We start from the raw sequence: 16,509 nt of genomic DNA, 5'->3' as shown, positions 1-16,509 counted from the left end.
CGCGGTGATGCGTATAAGTTACAGGGGCGTTTTGCCCGAGACGGTCGACTTCGAGGGCGCGAACGTGGGGCCGGGGCCGGACCCGTTCGTGCTGTCCGACCTCGAAACGGATCTTGCGGTCCTGCTGTTCCACCGCGACCACCTCTGTGGGAACTGTCGCACGCAGGTCAAGGCCGTCGTCTCGAACCACGATTCGCTCCGCGAGGCCGGCATCGAGGCCGTCTCCATCCTCCCGGAGGACCGCGAGCGGGCCGCCGAGTGGGTGGCGGAGTACGACGTTCCCTACCCCTTCATCGCGGACCCGGAGACCGAGATCGCGAGCCAGTACGGCCAGTCGCGTCGATTCGGGCCGATCGGTCGGCGGATCGACCTGATCGGCCGGATGCCCGAGGTCGTGCTCGTCGACCTGCGCCGGGATCCCGAAGTTCTCTGGCGGTACACCGGGTCCCACCCCGGCGACCGACCGGGGATCGACGCGATCCTCGAGGAGGCGCGGAAGTTCGCGTGAGGGTCCCCTCGAGCGATCCGCCAGCGGGAATCACGATTCGGCTCGCCGAGGCGGACGACGCCGTCGATGTCCTCCGAGTCCTTGAGGGTGCCTTGCTCGAGGTCGACGCCGAGACAGTTCGGTCCGGGATCGAGGCCGGCCGCGTCCTCCTTGCGGAGACCGATCCTGAGTCCGGGAACGAACGAGCCCGGACCGTCGTCGGGGCACTCTCCCTGGTGCCCTGCGACGAACCGTCTCGGAGTGCGTGCGGCGACCGACTTCACGTCGACGCCGTGGCCGTCACGCGCCACCGGCGTGAGGCCGGAATCGGCTCCGCGCTCGTGCGGGCCGCGATCGACCTGGCTGCGGCACGCGAGGTGACCCGACTCACCGCCGCCTTCGAGAGCGATCTCCGTGAGTTCTACGCCGACCTCGGGTTCGGGATCGAGCCGGTCGAGGGAGCCGACCGGCTGCGTGGCGTCGTCGACGTCGGAGCGATCGATCGACGCTAACGGCGGGCCGGCGGGTAGCGGCGATCTGGTGTCCACACGGTGTCGACCCCATTCGACGTGCCTTTCCGGGTCGACCACGTCACGATCGGTATGAACGTGCGTTCGTCAGCGGCCGATTCCCGGACCGATCCACGGGGATCGGGGAGGCATCAATGAGCGGGAAGGACGAGTACTACAACCGCTCCAAGCAGGAGGGCTACCGCAGCCGGGCCGCCTACAAGCTCCGGCAACTCGACGAGACGGCCTCGCTGTTCGACCGGAACGACACCGTCGTCGACCTGGGCGCGGCGCCGGGCGGCTGGCTGCAGGTCGCCGCAGAGCGCGTCGGCGCCGGCGGGACCGTGGTCGGCGTCGACCTCCAGCGTATCCGGGATCTCGATCCGGATGCGGATGGGGACGAGGACGACTGGGGCGACGGCGACGTCGCGAGCGTCGAAACGGTCCGCGGCGATATGACCGAGTCGAAGACCCAGGATCGCCTCCGCGATCGGATCGGCGAGCGCGGGGCCGACGTCGTAATTTCGGATATGGCGCCGAACATGACCGGCGAGTACAACCTCGACCACGCCCGGTCGGTCCACCTCGCCCGACAGGCGTTCGAGGTCGCGATGGACGTCCTGGCGCCCGGCGGCGATCTCGTCGTCAAGGTGTTCCAGGGGCAGGATCTCGAGGCGCTCCAGGACGACATCGAGGCGGAGTTCGAGTACGTCCGCGTCGTCTCCCCGCCCGCCTCGCGCGACTCCTCCTCGGAGGTGTACCTCGTCGCGAAGGGGCTGATGACCGCGCCCGTCGAGGCGGGTGACCAACTTTCGGTCGAGATCGAGGACGTCGGCGACGAGGGCGACGGGATCGCCACGGTGGACGGCTACACGCTGTTCGTGCCCGGCACCGAGGCCGGCGAGACCGTCGAGATCGTCGTCGACGACGTCAAGCCGCGGTTCGGCTTCGCCGAGCGCGTTGACTGACGCGTTCGAACGCCGTTTCAGCGCCGGGGCCGTTCCGGGACGGATGCCGTTTTCGCCCGAGGGGAGCGCTTTTATATGCCGCCTCGGTGGGTCAGGTATGCGATCGTTCGAGAAGGCGATCATCACGTGTGCGGTCACGGGATCGATCCACGTTCCGACGATGTCACCGCATCTGCCCATCACACCCGACGAGATCGTCGAGGAGGCCGTCGAGGCCGCCGACGCCGGCGCAAGCATCGTGCACGTTCACGTTCGGGACCCCGAGACCGGCGAGCCCTCCCCCGACCTCGATCTGTTCCGTGAGGTCGCGACTCGGATCCGGCAGCGCCGTGACGTGATCGTGCAGCCAACCACGGGCGGTGGGTCGAATATGACTCTCGAGGAGCGGGTGCAGGTCGTCCCCGAGCTCGAGCCGGAGATGGCGTCCTGTAACATGGGATCTATCAACTTCGGCCTGTATCCGATCCTCGAGGCGTACGACGAGTTCGAATACGACTGGGAACGCCCGTTTCTCGAGAACACTCGCGAGTTCGTTTTCCGGAACACCTTCGCGGACCTCGAACGTATCATCCCGCTGTTCGCCGAGCACGGAACGATGCCCGAACTCGAGTGTTACGACGTCGGACACCTTCACAACGCGAAACACCTCCTCGACCGGGACATCCTCGATCCGCCGCTGCACCTCCAGTTCGTGATGGGTATCCACGGCGGGATCGGCGCCGATCCCGAGCACCTCACGCACATGATCCGGACCGCGGAACGACTCTTCGGCGACCGATACTCCTTCTCGGTGGTCGGGGCCGGTCGGATGCAGTTCCCCCTCACGACTCAGGCGATCTCGGCGGGCGGTCACGCTCGGGTCGGGATGGAGGACAACCTCTACCTCCGGAAGGGCGAACTGGCGGAACGGAACGCGGACCTCGTCGAGAAGATGGTCCACCAGACCCGCGAACTCACCGGCCGCGAAATCGCATCCCCCGACGAGGTCCGAGAGTTCCTCGGCCTCAAAGGCGCCTCAAACGTCGCATTCTGATCGGCTCCACTCGCCTCCCGCTGTTTCACCCTTCGCCTCCCGCTGTTTCACCCTTCGCCTCCCGCTGTTTCACCCTTCGCCTCCCGCTGTTCGACCCCGGAACCCTTTTGGCCGAACGCCAGCCACACAACGGTAATGAGCACGCTCGAAGCCGAATATCGCCTCGACTATTTCGAGGAGGAGGGGTTTCACCGCCGGGAGTGTTCCTCCTGTGGCGTCCACTTCTGGACGCGCGATCCGGACCGAACGACGTGTGGTGAGCCGCCCTGTGCGGACTACAGCTTCATCGGTGACCCCGGGTTCGACGAGGCGTACACGCTCGAGGAGATGCGGGAGGCGTTCCTCTCCTTCTTCGAGGACCACGAGCACGAGCGGATCGACCCCTATCCGGTCGCGGCGAATCGCTGGCGCGACGACGTCCTGTTGACGCAGGCGTCGATCTACGACTTCCAGCCGCTCGTAACCTCCGGCAAGACGCCGCCGCCGGCGAACCCGCTCGCGGTCTCCCAACCCTGCATCCGGATGCAGGACATCGACAACGTCGGCAAGACGGGTCGGCACACGATGGCCTTCGAGATGATGGCCCACCACGCGTTCAACGTCCGGGAGGACGCCGACGAGGAGTACGCCTACGAGGGCGAGGTCTACTGGAAGGACGAGACGGTCAGGTACTGCGATGAGTTCTTCGAGTCGATGGGGGCGAACCTCGAGGAGATCACCTACATCGAGGACCCCTGGGTCGGTGGCGGCAATGCGGGTCCGGCGATCGAGGTCATCTACAAGGGTGCCGAGCTGGCCACGCTCGTCTTCATGTGTATGGAGCAGGACCCCGACGGCGACTACGAGCTCAAGGACGGGAACACCTACTCCTACATGGACACCTACATCGTGGACACCGGATACGGCCTCGAGCGCTGGACCTGGATGAGCCAGGGGACGGCCACGGTCTATGAGGCGATCTATCCCGACGCCATCGAGTTCCTCAAGGAGCACGCCGGGATCGACTACTCCGAGGAGGAGCAGGCGATCGTCAACCGGGCGGCGAAACTCGCCGGCCGGCTCGACATCGACGACGTCGACGATATGGAGGCCGCCCGCGGCGACATCGCCGCGAAGCTCGACGTCGACGTCGACGAGCTGCGCGACCTCCTCGAACCGCTCGAGGACATCTACGCGATCGCCGACCACTCCCGGACGCTCGCGTACATGTTCGGCGACGGGATCGTCCCCTCGAACGTCGGGACCGGCTACCTCGCCCGGATGGTGCTCCGACGCACCAAGCGGCTCGTGGACACGGTCGGCGTCGACGCTCCGCTCGACGAGCTGGTCGATATGCAGGCCGAGCGGCTCGGCTACGAGAACCGCGACACGATCCGCGACATCGTCCGGACCGAAGAGCGAAAGTACCGGAAAACGCTCGATCGCGGCGCCCGGAAGGTCGAGTCGATCGCCGACGAATACGCCGGCACCGGCGAGGCGATCCCCACGGAGACGCTCATCGAGCTGTACGACTCCCACGGGATCCAGCCGGATATGGTCGCCGACATCGCCGCGGAGCGCGGCGCGACCGTGGACGTCCCCGACGACTTCTACGGGCTCGTGGCGGATAGACACGAGGAAGTCGCCGACGAGGAGACGGGTGAGCGTGACGACCGGCTCGCGGACCTGCCCGAGACGGAGAAGCTGTATTACGACGACCAGGACCGGCTGGAGTTCGAGGCGGTCGTCCTCGACGTCTTCGAGGTCGAGGCGGACGACGGGGAGACGACCGACGATGACGTCTACGATGTCGTCCTTGACCAGACGATGTTCTACCCCGAGGGCGGGGGCCAGCCTGCCGACCACGGCAGCCTGACCGCCGGCGAGACGACCGTCGAGGTGACCGACGTCCAGGAGGCCGACGGCGTCGTCCTGCACCGCACCGACGGCGACCCCGGAACGGGGGAGTTCGTCCGCGGGCAGATCGACGGGGAGCGCCGCCGCCGGTTGATGCGCCACCACACGGCCACCCACCTCATCGGCCACGCCGCTCGCGAGGTGCTCGGCGATCACGTCCGACAGGCCGGTGCCCAGAAGGGACTCGACTCGTCGCGGCTCGACGTCCGCCACTACGAGCGGATCTCCCGCGAGGAGGTGACGGCGATCGAGCGCGTCGCCAACGATCTCGTGATGGAGAACCTGCCGGTCGACCAGGAGTGGCCCCACCGCCACGAGGCCGAGGCTGAACACGGGTTCGACCTCTATCAGGGCGGGATCCCGCCGGGAACGAACGTTCGCCTGATCCACGTCGGTGACGCGGACGTGCAAGCGTGCGCGGGCACGCACGTGGAACGAACCGGTGACATCGGGGCCGTGAAGGTGCTCAAGACGGAGCCGGTCCAGGACGGCGTCGAGCGTCTCGTCTTTGCGGCTGGAACCGCGGCCCTGGAGGCGACTCAACGGACCGAGGACGCCCTGTATGACGCCGCCGACGTCCTCGACGTCGACCCGCTCGACGTGCCGGACACGGCCGAACGGTTCTTCCAGGAGTGGAAGGAACGGGGCAAGGAGATCGACCGGCTCACCGACGAGCTGGCGGCGGCCCGTGCCTCGGGTGCCGACGACGCCGAGGAGATCGAGCTCGACGGCGTGACGGTCGTCGTCCAGCGGCTCGATGCGGACTCGGAGGAACTGCGTGCCACCGCGAACGCGATGGTCGAGGAGGGGACGGTCGCGGTACTGGGATCGGGACACGACGGTTCCGCCCAGTTCGTCGTCGGAGTTCCCGACGATGTGGACGTCAACGCCGGGGAGATCGTCAGCCGGCTGGCACAACAAGTCGGCGGCGGTGGCGGCGGGCCGCCGGACTTCGCCCAGGGGGGCGGCCCGGACGTCGACGCGCTCGACGACGCGCTCGAGGCGGCCGGCGAGACCGTTCGATCGCTCCGGCGGGCCTGAGTCGGCGGTCGGCCGGGGGACCGCAACTCCTGATCGCGAGTCAGCGTTTGCGCAGCGTCCCGTCGCAAGCCGGGCAGCGATCGTGTGTCGACCCGGCGAGCTCGAGCGTTCGCTCGTTGAAGCAGTTCGAACACAGCAACGTTCCGCACTTCGAGCACTCGTACCCGTCCAGGCTGCCGATACCGAGCCGCGTGAGCAGCCCCGAGTTCGCCTCGAGCTCCTGCTCACACCGGGCACACTGTGGCATACGTGGGCGATATGTTGAGTGGTATCAATGAACCTATCGATCCGTCGAATCGTGTTGCGGCACCCTCCGTCGACGTATCGCCCGCCCACCGTCGGACCTGCTGCTGACCCGCCACCGGAACGGTCAACACGCCCGCGTGACGATCCGGAGACGTGGCATACGCCGTACACGATTCCGTCTCCATCCGGTATGCGGTCGCCGGCTCCGGCCCCGCGGTCGTCTTCGTCGGCGACATCGGGCTCGGCGCGTGGCAGTTCGCCTGGCAACACGGTGCGGTCGCCGGCCCGTATTCGGCGATCACACCCGAGCCGCGCGGGATCGGTCGCTCCGACGCGCCGACCGGTCCCTACACGATCAACGACCTGACGGGCGACGTTACGGCCGTCCTCTCCGACGCCGGGATACGGTCGGCACATCTCGTCGGCTACGGACTCGGCGGCCTGGTCGCGATGGCGACGGCGATGGATTCGACGCGCGTACGGAGCCTCGCCCTGATCGGGACGCCGCCGTGCGGTGACGCGTTCGAGACCGACCAGCTGTGGGCTGATCCGGCCGACCGGACCGCGGTCGAAGCGGCCACGACCGCGATCCTGTCGGACGCCTTCCGGCGTGACCATCCCGACGACGTCGAGCGGATCGTCGAGTGGCGGACCGCGGAGGACGCGTCCCCCGACACGGTCGCCGCCCATCGTGCCGCGTTGGCCGACGTCGATCTTTCCGACCGGTTCCATGAACTCACCACCCCGACGCTCGTCGTTCACGGGACCGGGGACACGATCTGTCCCCCCGATCAGGGTCAACGGCTCGCTGATGGATTGCCGCGGGGGACGTTTCGGCCGATGGAGGACGTCGGTCACTTCGCCGGGATCGAGGCATCGGGCGCACTCAACGACGCGCTCCTCGGCTGGCTCGTCGATCACGCCGATCGCGACGTCGACGCGTAGCCGACCGATCTCGCGTGAAGTCGACCGATCTCGCGTGATCGACCCCACGTCGGGAGTCACGGCAGCGATCGCGAGGGGCACAACCGTTTTTACGCCCAGACGGCTATCCACGCACGATGGCACGACCCCGCATCGCCCTGCTCAACGCGGCCCACGACGCCGCGAACACCCGTCGGAACTTCCGCCGGGAGCTCGACGCGGATCTCGTCGAGTTCCACGCCGCAACGGGTGAGATCCCGAACGGATACGACTTCGACGCCCTCGTCATCACCGGCTCCCGGTCGTCGGTGTACTGGGACGAGGAGTGGATCCCGCCGCTCATCGAGTACGTCGCCGCGGCAACCGACCGCGGGATCCCGACGCTCGGCGTCTGTTACGGGCATCAGGTGCTCGCGGAAGCGCTCGGTGGACGGGTCGCCGGGATGGACGACTTCGAACTCGGCTATTCGGAGATCACCCACCACGGCGACGAGCTGTTCGCGGGCATCGACGAGGAGTTCACCGTGTTCACCTCCCACGGCGACGCCGTCGTCGAGCTTCCGCCGGGAGCAGAACTGCTCGCGGAGAACGAGTACGGCATCCACGCCTTCCGCGACGGCCACAACTGGGGGCTGCAGTTCCACCCCGAGTACGATATGGAGACGGCCGCGGACGTCGCAGACGGCAAACGCGATCGGATCGGGGACGCTCGCGTCGACGCCGCGATCGCGGAGATAACGCCGGAGAACTACGCGGCGGCCTGCGAGGTCAAGCAGGTGTTCCGGAACTTCACCGAGTACGTGCGGGACGTTTCGGGACTCACTGCGGACGGTTCGGCACCTGATCGCGCAGTGGCCGAACCCCGCGCCGACGACTGAACCGTCGACTCCATACCGTTGACTCCGTATCGTCGCCACTAGACCGACGATCACGATCGAAACGCCAGCGGCGGGACTCCGAACCCGGAGACGTTGCCCGGCCGGCGCACCGCTATGCGGGTGTGACCCGTTTGCAAACATCTTTTGCCGTCGTCCACGTCGGATCGACCAATGCTCGATTACGTGGGTCTCGAGGACGACCTGACCGAGGAGGAGCGGATGATCCGGGACACGGCACGTCGGTTCGTCGACGACAACGTCCGGCCGACGATCGGCGACCACTTCGAGGCGGGGACGTTCCCGACGGATCTCATCCCCGAGATGGGTGAGCTGGGGTTTTACGCCCCGAACCTGGAGGGGTACGGGTCGCCGAACGTCTCCGAGACGGCCTATGGACTGTTGATGCAGGAGCTCGAGGCGGGCGATTCGGGGCTGCGATCGATGGCCAGCGTTCAGGGGGCGCTCGTGATGTATCCCATCCACGCCTTCGGTAGCGAGGACCAGAAGGAGGAGTGGCTCCCCGACCTCGGCACCGGCCAGGCGGTGGGCTGTTTCGGGCTCACCGAACCCGAACACGGGTCGAACCCCTCGAGAATGGAAACGTCTGCCGAACGGGACGGCGACGAGTACGTGCTCAACGGCTCGAAGACGTGGATCACGAACTCCCCCATCGCTGACGTCGCCGTCGTCTGGGCCAGGGACCGCTCCGCGGCTGGCGACGCCGACGATGACGGTCCGGTTCGGGGCTTCCTCGTCGAGACCGACCGGGACGGGGTGACGACGAACGAGATCACGGAGAAGCTGTCGCTGCGGGCGTCGATCACCGGCGAGATAGATCTGCAGGATGTCCGTGTACCCGAATCGAACGTCCTCCCCGGCGTCGATGGGATGAAGGGTCCGCTGTCGTGTCTGACGCAGGCCCGGTACGGCATCGCCTGGGGCGCCGTCGGCGCGGCCCGTGACTGCTTCGAGACGGCACGGGAATACGCGACCGATCGCGAGCAGTTCGGCGGCCCGATCGCCAGGTTCCAGCTCCAACAGGAGAAGCTTGCCGAGATGGCGACCGAGATCACGACGAGCCAGCTGCTCGCCCATCGGCTCGCCGAGCTGAAGGAACGCGGCGACCTCCGTCCACAGCACGTCTCGATGGCGAAACGGAACAACGTCCGAATGGCCCGCGAGCAGTCCCGAGTCGCCCGCGAGATGCTCGGCGGCAACGGGATCACCACGGACTACTCGCCGATGCGCCATCTCGCCAACCTCGAGACCGTCTACACCTACGAGGGAACCCACGACATCCACACGCTCATCCTGGGCCAGGACCTCACCGGAATCGCGGCGTTCGAGTGACGTGTTCGAGTGACGCGTTCGAGTAACGCGTCCACGATCGATGGGGTTTCTCCTCGATACGGTCGAACTATCCCGTCGCTGCCCCTCCGTTTCGGGCTGTACGTTCCCGACTGGATACCCACCGATTCCGTCGTTCGGATGTGGTAATGAGACGCATACTTTTATCCCCGGGTGAAATAGCGACACACGATGACGACGTCAGCCCGCAAGGGACCGACGACGCTCGACCTGTCCCGGGAGGGGTCGTGGGTTGCACACGCAGCGCTCGTCCGCTCGGGGCGCGAGGCGACTGAGGCGGGTGAAGCGCGGCCGATCGAGTGTCGGTTGTTGGAGAAGCTCGAGGACGACGACCCGTTCAAGGCGGCCGAGCTCTCGGCGCTGCGTGACGCGTTGGTGGTCTATCTCGGCGACGCCCCGCTGCGTGACCGGGCTCCGGGTCGAGAGGCATTGCGGGCGGTCACCGCTGCCATCGACCCGGCGGACCCGACGTCGACGGCACCGTGACCGGCGACGGCACCGTGACCGGCGACGTCGACCGGTGGCTGCCCGATCGTATCTCCTGACCGACGGGTTCGATGGGGAACCTGTCGGTTCGGATTGACGGGACCGATCGGGTCGGGTGGACGAAACCGGCCGGGTCGGATGGAAGAGGTTTTAACGACGCCGCGGAAAGTACGGGCCACTATGGGTAAGAAATCGAAGGCCAAGAAGAAGCGTCTGGCCAAAAAGGAGCGCCAGAACCAGCGTGTCCCCTCGTGGGTTATGATGAAGACCGATATGAACGTCACCCGCAACCCGAAGCGGCGCAACTGGCGGCGAAGCGACCTCGACGAGTAAGGATCCATACGAATGAGCACCAACGACTTCGAGGAACGCGTCATCACGGTCCCGATCGGCGGCATCTCGGACAAGCCGGTCCAGCAGCGAGCCGACTACGCGATGCGAACGGTTCGGTCGCATCTCGCACAACACTTCTCGGTCGAGGAGGACGAGGTCCGCCTGGATCCGAACATCAATGAGGCGGTTTGGGCCAACGGCCGACAGAACCCGCCGAGCGATCTCCGCGTCCGCGCCGCCCGGTTCGTCGAGGACGAGGAGCCGATCGTCGAAGCAGAGCACGCGGAGTAACCGTTTCGTGCTACGGACGTCCTTCGTCGGGTCGTCGTACGTCGGCGTGTTCGCACGGGTCACGGACGACGTCCTCCTGGTACGACCGGACATCGACGACGACCTGCAGGCGGATCTCGAAACGGAACTCGGCGCGACGGCCGTCGCGACCACGGTCGGCGGGTCGAACACCGTCGGTGCGCTCGCAACCGGCAACGAGAACGGCATCGTCGTCTCCTCGCGGACCACCGACCGCGAGACACGGCGCATCGAGGAGGCCGCCGACCGTGAGGTCCGTGAACTCCCCGGCACGCTCAACGCCGCCGGCAACGTGATCCTCGCGAACGACTACGGCGCGTACGTCCACCCGGACCTCGATCGGGAGGCCGTCCAGCTGGTCCGGGAGACCCTCGAGGTCCCCGTCCAGCGCGGCGACCTCGCCGACGTCCGGACCGTGGGAACGGCGGCCGTCGCGAACAACACGGGCGCGCTGTGTCACCCCCAGTCCCGTGAACCCGAACTCGAGGCGATCGAGGAGCACCTCGACGTCTACGCCGATCTCGGGACGATCAACTACGGCGGCCCGCTCGTCGGTTCCGGGCTCGTCGCCAACGACACGGGCTACGTGGTCGGTGAGGATACGACCGGTCCGGAGCTTGGCCGCATCGAGGACACGCTCGGCTTCATCGACTGACGACGGTCTCGCCGTCGGCATCCTTTAGGAAGATACTTCCCTGTCCCTCCCGGATTCGGGGATATGAGTCACTTCACGGTTAGCGGACGGTTCCAGACGCGCTACGGCCACCAGGAGTTCACCAAGACGGTCGAGGCGCCCAACGAGAATGTCGCCCGCGACCGGATCTACTCCCAGGTGGGTAGCCAGCACGGCGTCAAGCGACCCAAGATCGACCTCGAGTCGGTCGCCGAAGCCGAGGAGGCCGCAGCATGATGGGTGGCGGCGGACAGCAGGAACTCCAGCAGCTCTCCCAGGAACTGCAGGCGCTTGAAGAACAGATCGAGGCGCTCGAGGGCGAGGTCAACGCCTACCGCCAGGAGCAGCAGGGGATCGACGAGGCGATCGAGGCGATCGAGACCCTCGAGACCGGATCGACGATCCAGGTCCCCCTCGGCGGCGGCGCTCACGTCCGCGCGGAGGTTCAGGACATCGACGAGATCGTCGTCTCCCTCGGCGGCAACTACGCGGCCGAACAGGAACAGACGGACGCGATCGAGTCCCTGCGAACCAAACAGGACGCCCTCGACGACCGCATCGAGGAGACCCAGGCGGAGATCGACGAGCTCGAGGACGAAAGCAGCGAGCTCGAACAGCAGGCCCAGCAGATGCAACAGCAGATGCAGCAACAGCAGATGCAGCAGATGCAGCAGCAGGCCGACGACGAGTAATCACGCTCCCGACCCCACGTAGGCGGGCAGCTGCAGGTGCTGATCGACGACCGACGGCGATCATTCAGGAGCGATCATCGTGTTTGACGGACTGAAGGACAAACTGAACGACTTCCGCAAGGACGTCGAGGAGACGACCGACGAGCAGGATCCGGATGCGACCGACGACGCACCCGACGATGCGTCCGGAACGGGCTTGGACGCCGCCGATCCCGGCGCCGCGTCGGCCGAACCGGCGACGGAGTCGGCTGATCGCGGGACTGGCGGCACTCCGGGCGACCCGGACGACGACTCGCCGGCCGAAACGGATGCAGCCGCCGACGACGGCTCGGAGCCGAGCACCCTCCAGCGCGCGAAGGCGTTCGCGACCGGCCGAATCATCATCGAGGAGGAGGACCTCGAGGACCCGCTGTGGAACCTCGAGATGGCCCTCCTCGAAAGCGACGTCGAGATGAGCGTCGCCGAGGCGATCCTCGACACCGTTCGCGAGACGATGCTCGGCGAGACGCGCAAACAGGTCGAAACGACCGGCGAGCTCGTCGAGGAGGCGCTCCACGACGCACTGTTGGACGTGATCGCGGTCGGGCAGTTCGACTTCGAGGAGCGGATCGCGAACGCGGACAAACCCGTCACCATCGTCTTTACCGGCGTCAACGGCGTCGGCAAGACCACCTCGATCGCGAAGCTCTCGGAGTGGCTCGCCGACCACGGCTATTCGTCGGTGTTGGCCAACGGCGACACCTACCGCGCCGGCGCGAACGAACAGATACGCGAGCACGCAGACCGGCTCGACCGCAAGATCATCAGCCACGAGCAGGGCGGCGATCCGGCGGCCGTGATCTACGACGGCCTCGAGTACGCGAAGGCCAACGACGTCGACGTCGTCCTCGGCGACACGGCCGGTCGGCTCCACACTTCGGACGACCTGATGGCCCAACTCGAGAAGATCGACCGCGTCGTCGACCCCGACCTCACGCTGTTCGTCGACGAGGCGGTCGCGGGTCAGGACGCGGTCACGCGCGCCGAGCAGTTCAACGAGGCGGCCGCGATCGACGGCGCCATCCTCACCAAGGCCGACGCCGACTCCTCGGGCGGGGCGGCGATCTCCATCGCGTACGTCACCGGCAAGCCGATCCTCTTTCTGGGCACCGGGCAGGGGTACGACGACATCGAGCGGTTCGACCCCGAACGGCTGGTCGACCAGCTCCTCGGCGCCGACGAGTCGTAGCCGGATCCGTTCTCGGCGGGCGTCCCGATCGCGACCGCGACGAACAAAGCCTTTAGCGTTCGGGTCCCCTACTGGTGACAAATGGTACTCGACGATCTCGGGAGCTCCCTTCGCGGCACGCTCGACACGCTGCAGGGGAAATCCCGGCTGAGCGAGGACGACGTCGAGGCGATCGTCAAGGAGATCCAACGGTCGCTGCTGTCAGCCGACGTCGACGTCTCGCTCGTGATGGAGCTATCGGACGCGATCGAATCCCGGGCGCTCGAGGAGGAGCCACCCGGCGGAACGACCGCCCGCGACCACGTCCTCAAGATCGTCTACGAGGAGCTCGTGGACCTGGTGGGCGATTCGACCGAGTTGCCCCTCGAGTCACAGACGATCCTGCTTGCGGGCCTGCAGGGGTCGGGGAAGACGACCTCTGCGGCCAAGATGGCCTGGTGGTTCTCGAAGAAGGGACTCCGTCCCGCGGTGATCCAGACGGACACCTTCCGCCCCGGCGCCTACGACCAGGCGAAGCAGATGTGCGAGCGGGCGGAGGTCGAGTTCTACGGCGATCCCGACGCGGAGGATCCCGTGCAGATCGCCCGCGACGGGCTCGAGGAGACGGCCGACGCCGACGTCCACATCGTCGACACGGCGGGTCGACACGCGCTCGAGGACGACCTCATCGCGGAGATCGAGGCGATCGAGACCGCCGTCGACCCGGACCGGTCACTGCTGGTGCTCGACGCGGCGATCGGCCAGGGCGCCAAGGAGCAGGCGAGCCAGTTCGAGCAGTCGATCGGGATCGAGGGCGTCGTCATCACCAAGCTGGACGGAACCGCCAAGGGTGGCGGGGCGCTCACCGCGGTCAACGAGACCGACTCCTCCATCGCCTTCCTCGGGACCGGCGAGACGGTTCAGGACATCGAACGGTTCGAACCCTCCGGGTTCATCTCCCGGCTGCTCGGAATGGGCGATCTCAAGCAGCTCTCCGAGCGCGTCGAACGCGCGATGGCCGAAACCGGCGATGATGACGAGGACTGGGACCCCGAGGACCTGCTTGAGGGGAGTTTCACCCTGAAGGACATGCAAAAGCAGATGGAGACGATGAACAAGATGGGGCCCCTCGACCAGGTGATGGACATGATCCCCGGGATGGGTGGCGGGATGATGGACCAACTGCCCGACGACGCCATGGACGTCACCCAGAACCGGATGCGGGATTTCGAGGTGGCGATGGACTCGATGACCGACGAGGAACTCGAGAACCCCCGGGTCATCGGCCAGTCACGTGTCGAGCGGATCGTCCGTGGCTCCGGCATCGAGGAGGAGACGGTCCGGGAACTGCTCGAACAGCACAAGATGATGGATCAGACCATCTCACAGTTCCAGGGGATGGGCGACGGAGATATGCAGCGGATGATGAAGAAGCTCGAACAGGGCGGCGGCGGTGGCGGCGGCCTCGGCGGGATGATGGGCGGCGGCAAGGGCCCGTTCGGCTGACCACCGTCCCGAGCACCGTACGTCGATCGGAGGCGGCCGCTCGCTCGACTACGCGGTGTAGTAGTACTCGCCGGTCCGTTTCTGCTCGCGGTCCTTCTGCGACTCGGGTTTGTTGATGCGCGGCCGACCGGTTCGTTCGTCGCGCCGGAACGTGATGTCCAGGTTCGCCAGGAAATCGTTCATCCCCGCGCGCATCTCCTGCGGGGGCGTCGCGTGACCGTGGTCGGCCGACTCGCCGTCGAAGACCATCAACCGGTCCGCGAGCAGGTCGACCACGTAGATGTCGTGGTCGATGACGAGGACGGTCGCGTCGTGGTTCTCGGCGTAGCGGCGGATCGCCGAGGTGGCTTGCACGCGCTGTTCGACGTCGAGGTGTGCGGAGGGTTCGTCGAGCACGTACAGGTCGGCGTCCTCCGAGAGACACGCGGCGATGGCGACGCGCTGGCGCTCGCCGCCCGACAGGTCCGTGAGGTTCTGTTCCATGATCCGGCCGAGCTGGAGCGGCTCGGCGATCTCCGTGTTCCAGTAGGAGGTGCCGACCCGGTCGGTGATCGACGAGAGGAACGCGTCGACCCGGATCGGCTGGTCGATCTCGATGTACTGCGGCTTGTAGGCGATGTCGAGCGCGAACTCCAGGGATCCCTCGTCGGGTTCAAGCGATCCGGCGAACAGCTTCGCGAGCGTCGACTTACCGATCCCGTTCGGACCGACTATCCCGAGGACCTCCGACTCGTAGATGGTTCCGCCCTCGACCTCGAGGGAGAACTCGCCCTCGCCGTAGGACTTCCGGAGGTCCGGGTACTCCACGAGCGCGGTTTCCTTCGAGGAGACGCGAGGCGCGTGCTCCTCGAAGGTGATCGAGTCGGGCCGGATTCGCATGTTCTCGTTGTCGAGATATCCCTCCAGGTACTCGTTGATCCCGTTTCTAACGGACTTCGGATCGGTGATCACGCCGTAGGCACCGGGTTCGCCGTAGGCGACGTGGAGGGTGTCCGCAAGCAGGTCGAGGATCGCGAGGTCGTGTTCGACGACCAGCATCGACCGGTCGTCGTCCTCGGCGAGCTCCCGGATGAGTCGGGCCGCGGTCATCCGCTGGCCGATGTCGAGATAGGGCGTGATCTCATCGAGGAAGTAGAAGTCGGCGTCCCGAGCCAGACAGGCGGCGATCGCCACCCGCTGGAGCTCGCCGCCGGAGATCGAGTCGATGTCCTGGTCCATCACCGGGCGGATGTTGAGCCGGTCGATGAGTTCGTCAAGCGCCCCCCGCTCGTCGGTGTGTTCGAGCAGGTCGCGGGTGTTGCCGTCGAACTGTTTCGGGATCTGGTCGACGTACTGGGGCTTTCGCGCGACCGAGATCGACCCCTCTCGGAGCGTCTCGAGGTAGGTCTGGAGCTCGGTGCCGCGGAACCGGTCGATGACGGCTTCCCAGTCCGGTTCGTCGCCGTGCCGACCCAGGTTCGGGGTCAACTCGCCGGCGAGCGCGTGAACGGCGGTCGATTTCCCGATCCCGTTCGGACCGAGGATCCCCGTCACTGAACCCGGCTCCGGAACCGGCAGGCCGTACAGCGAGAAGGCGTTCTCGCCGTAGCGGTGGACGGGGTCCTCCGAGAGTTCCGACGGGAGATTGATGATCTCGATCGCGTCGAAGGGACACTTCTCCACGCAGATACCGCAGGTCTCGCCGAGACAGATCTCCTCGGAGATGTGGACCTGGTCGGGGTCGCCGTCGTCGGCGTCCTCCCCGCGCAGCGTGATACACTCCTTGCCCGTTCTGTTCGGCGGGCAGTAGTTCATACACTCGTAGTTACACCGGTCCGGCTGGCAGCGGTCGAGGTCGACGACCGCGATGCTGTCGTCGGCCATCGGTTACAGTTGCACCCCCGAGTTGAGGAGGACCGCATACGAGATGAACCACAGCGTGAACGTCATGAACGCCACGTAGAGCGTATCCTT

18 protein-coding genes and 1 pseudogene are annotated in these 16,509 nt (G+C 66.6%); 16 read left to right on the top strand and 3 right to left on the bottom strand.

The features are described 5' to 3' along the window. The 5 genes from OQF70_RS13130 to alaS form a co-directional block, all read left to right on the top strand. Positions 1–508: redoxin domain-containing protein (locus OQF70_RS13130; protein ID WP_321169498.1), on the top strand; the 508-nt coding region annotated here is incomplete at its 5' end. Further along, positions 505–999, top strand: coding sequence for a GNAT family N-acetyltransferase (locus tag OQF70_RS13125; protein WP_280538144.1), 495 nt, complete (start codon positions 505–507; stop codon positions 997–999). The genes OQF70_RS13130 and OQF70_RS13125, both read left to right, overlap by 4 nt. A 152-nt stretch (positions 1,000–1,151) precedes the next feature. After that, positions 1,152–1,964, top strand: a complete 813-nt coding sequence (locus OQF70_RS13120; RefSeq protein ID WP_280538142.1) for a 23S rRNA (uridine(2552)-2'-O)-methyltransferase — start codon at positions 1,152–1,154, stop codon at positions 1,962–1,964. 97 nt (positions 1,965–2,061) lie between these two features. After that, positions 2,062–2,997, top strand: coding sequence for a 3-keto-5-aminohexanoate cleavage protein (locus OQF70_RS13115; RefSeq protein WP_280538141.1), 936 nt, complete (start codon positions 2,062–2,064; stop codon positions 2,995–2,997). A 135-nt stretch (positions 2,998–3,132) separates the two neighbouring features. Then, a complete protein-coding gene (gene alaS, locus OQF70_RS13110; protein ID WP_280538139.1) occupies positions 3,133–5,934 on the top strand; it encodes an alanine--tRNA ligase in 2,802 nt (933 codons plus the stop codon). Positions 5,935–5,974: 40 nt separating this feature from the next. Here alaS and OQF70_RS13105 read toward each other — a convergent pair whose 3' ends face one another. Beyond that, entirely contained in the window at positions 5,975–6,181 is a 207-nt protein-coding gene (locus tag OQF70_RS13105) for a hypothetical protein (RefSeq protein ID WP_092813404.1), read from the bottom strand. 152 nt (positions 6,182–6,333) lie between these two features. On the opposite strand from OQF70_RS13105, the gene OQF70_RS13100 reads away from it, so the two are divergent. From OQF70_RS13100 to OQF70_RS13050, 11 genes are all read left to right on the top strand, one after another. Continuing rightward, on the top strand, positions 6,334–7,125 hold the full coding sequence (locus OQF70_RS13100) for an alpha/beta fold hydrolase (protein WP_280538136.1): 792 nt from the start codon (positions 6,334–6,336) through the stop codon (positions 7,123–7,125). A 116-nt stretch (positions 7,126–7,241) separates the two neighbouring features. Continuing rightward, complete coding sequence (locus OQF70_RS13095) at positions 7,242–7,982, top strand: type 1 glutamine amidotransferase (RefSeq protein WP_280538134.1); 741 nt, start codon at positions 7,242–7,244, stop codon at positions 7,980–7,982. A 171-nt stretch (positions 7,983–8,153) separates the two neighbouring features. Then, a complete protein-coding gene (locus OQF70_RS13090; RefSeq protein ID WP_280538131.1) occupies positions 8,154–9,332 on the top strand; it encodes an acyl-CoA dehydrogenase family protein in 1,179 nt (392 codons plus the stop codon). A gap of 189 nt (positions 9,333–9,521) precedes the next feature. Beyond that, positions 9,522–9,836, top strand: a complete 315-nt coding sequence (locus OQF70_RS13085; protein WP_280538129.1) for a hypothetical protein — start codon at positions 9,522–9,524, stop codon at positions 9,834–9,836. A gap of 180 nt (positions 9,837–10,016) precedes the next feature. After that, positions 10,017–10,169 (top strand): 50S ribosomal protein L39e, encoded by a 153-nt coding sequence (locus OQF70_RS13080; protein ID WP_092813415.1) that lies wholly within the window; start codon positions 10,017–10,019, stop codon positions 10,167–10,169. Between the two features lie 12 nt (positions 10,170–10,181). Then, a complete protein-coding gene (locus OQF70_RS13075; RefSeq protein WP_280538127.1) occupies positions 10,182–10,460 on the top strand; it encodes a 50S ribosomal protein L31e in 279 nt (92 codons plus the stop codon). Between the two features lie 7 nt (positions 10,461–10,467). Beyond that, positions 10,468–11,133: a translation initiation factor IF-6 gene (locus OQF70_RS13070; RefSeq protein WP_280538125.1), complete on the top strand. Its 666-nt coding sequence runs from the start codon at positions 10,468–10,470 to the stop codon at positions 11,131–11,133. Between the two features lie 63 nt (positions 11,134–11,196). Then, a complete protein-coding gene (rpl18a, locus tag OQF70_RS13065) occupies positions 11,197–11,388 on the top strand; it encodes a 50S ribosomal protein L18Ae (RefSeq protein WP_092813424.1) in 192 nt (63 codons plus the stop codon). After that, positions 11,388–11,843 (top strand): prefoldin subunit alpha, encoded by a 456-nt coding sequence (pfdA, locus tag OQF70_RS13060; RefSeq protein ID WP_280538122.1) that lies wholly within the window; start codon positions 11,388–11,390, stop codon positions 11,841–11,843. The genes rpl18a and pfdA overlap by 1 nt, the downstream gene beginning before the upstream one ends. A gap of 79 nt (positions 11,844–11,922) precedes the next feature. Beyond that, positions 11,923–13,071, top strand: a complete 1,149-nt coding sequence (ftsY, locus tag OQF70_RS13055; RefSeq protein ID WP_280538120.1) for a signal recognition particle-docking protein FtsY — start codon at positions 11,923–11,925, stop codon at positions 13,069–13,071. A gap of 81 nt (positions 13,072–13,152) precedes the next feature. Further along, positions 13,153–14,556, top strand: coding sequence for a signal recognition particle protein Srp54 (locus OQF70_RS13050; RefSeq protein ID WP_280538118.1), 1,404 nt, complete (start codon positions 13,153–13,155; stop codon positions 14,554–14,556). Positions 14,557–14,604: 48 nt separating this feature from the next. Here the strand turns inward: OQF70_RS13050 and OQF70_RS13045 are convergent, their stop codons facing one another. Beyond that, on the bottom strand, positions 14,605–16,419 hold the full coding sequence (locus tag OQF70_RS13045; protein ID WP_280538116.1) for a ribosome biogenesis/translation initiation ATPase RLI: 1,815 nt from the start codon (positions 16,417–16,419) through the stop codon (positions 14,605–14,607). A gap of 3 nt (positions 16,420–16,422) precedes the next feature. Continuing rightward, positions 16,423–16,509, bottom strand: a pseudogene (locus tag OQF70_RS13040) (hypothetical protein); the annotation flags it as partial.

Source organism: Halopenitus sp. POP-27 (assembly GCF_029889855.1).
Classification (GTDB): Archaea; Halobacteriota; Halobacteria; order Halobacteriales; family Haloferacaceae; genus Halopenitus; species Halopenitus malekzadehii.
This window is presented reverse-complemented; position numbering and strand designations above follow the sequence as displayed.

Bases quoted from the DNA above. Each gene is read 5' to 3' on its own strand.
- rpl18a (WP_092813424.1), top strand. From the start codon at position 11,197: ATGAGTCACTTCACGGTTAGCGGACGGTTCCAGACGCGCTACGGCCAC.
- alaS (WP_280538139.1), top strand. From the start codon at position 3,133: ATGAGCACGCTCGAAGCCGAATATCGCCTCGACTATTTCGAGGAGGAG.
- OQF70_RS13090 (WP_280538131.1), top strand. From the start codon at position 8,154: ATGCTCGATTACGTGGGTCTCGAGGACGACCTGACCGAGGAGGAGCGG.
- OQF70_RS13085 (WP_280538129.1), top strand. From the start codon at position 9,522: ATGACGACGTCAGCCCGCAAGGGACCGACGACGCTCGACCTGTCCCGG.
- OQF70_RS13050 (WP_280538118.1), top strand. From the start codon at position 13,153: ATGGTACTCGACGATCTCGGGAGCTCCCTTCGCGGCACGCTCGACACG.
- OQF70_RS13045 (WP_280538116.1), bottom strand. From the start codon at position 16,419: ATGGCCGACGACAGCATCGCGGTCGTCGACCTCGACCGCTGCCAGCCG.
- OQF70_RS13105 (WP_092813404.1), bottom strand. From the start codon at position 6,181: ATGCCACAGTGTGCCCGGTGTGAGCAGGAGCTCGAGGCGAACTCGGGG.
- OQF70_RS13120 (WP_280538142.1), top strand. From the start codon at position 1,152: ATGAGCGGGAAGGACGAGTACTACAACCGCTCCAAGCAGGAGGGCTAC.
- OQF70_RS13080 (WP_092813415.1), top strand. From the start codon at position 10,017: ATGGGTAAGAAATCGAAGGCCAAGAAGAAGCGTCTGGCCAAAAAGGAG.
- OQF70_RS13075 (WP_280538127.1), top strand. From the start codon at position 10,182: ATGAGCACCAACGACTTCGAGGAACGCGTCATCACGGTCCCGATCGGC.
- OQF70_RS13115 (WP_280538141.1), top strand. From the start codon at position 2,062: ATGCGATCGTTCGAGAAGGCGATCATCACGTGTGCGGTCACGGGATCG.
- OQF70_RS13095 (WP_280538134.1), top strand. From the start codon at position 7,242: ATGGCACGACCCCGCATCGCCCTGCTCAACGCGGCCCACGACGCCGCG.
- pfdA (WP_280538122.1), top strand. From the start codon at position 11,388: ATGGGTGGCGGCGGACAGCAGGAACTCCAGCAGCTCTCCCAGGAACTG.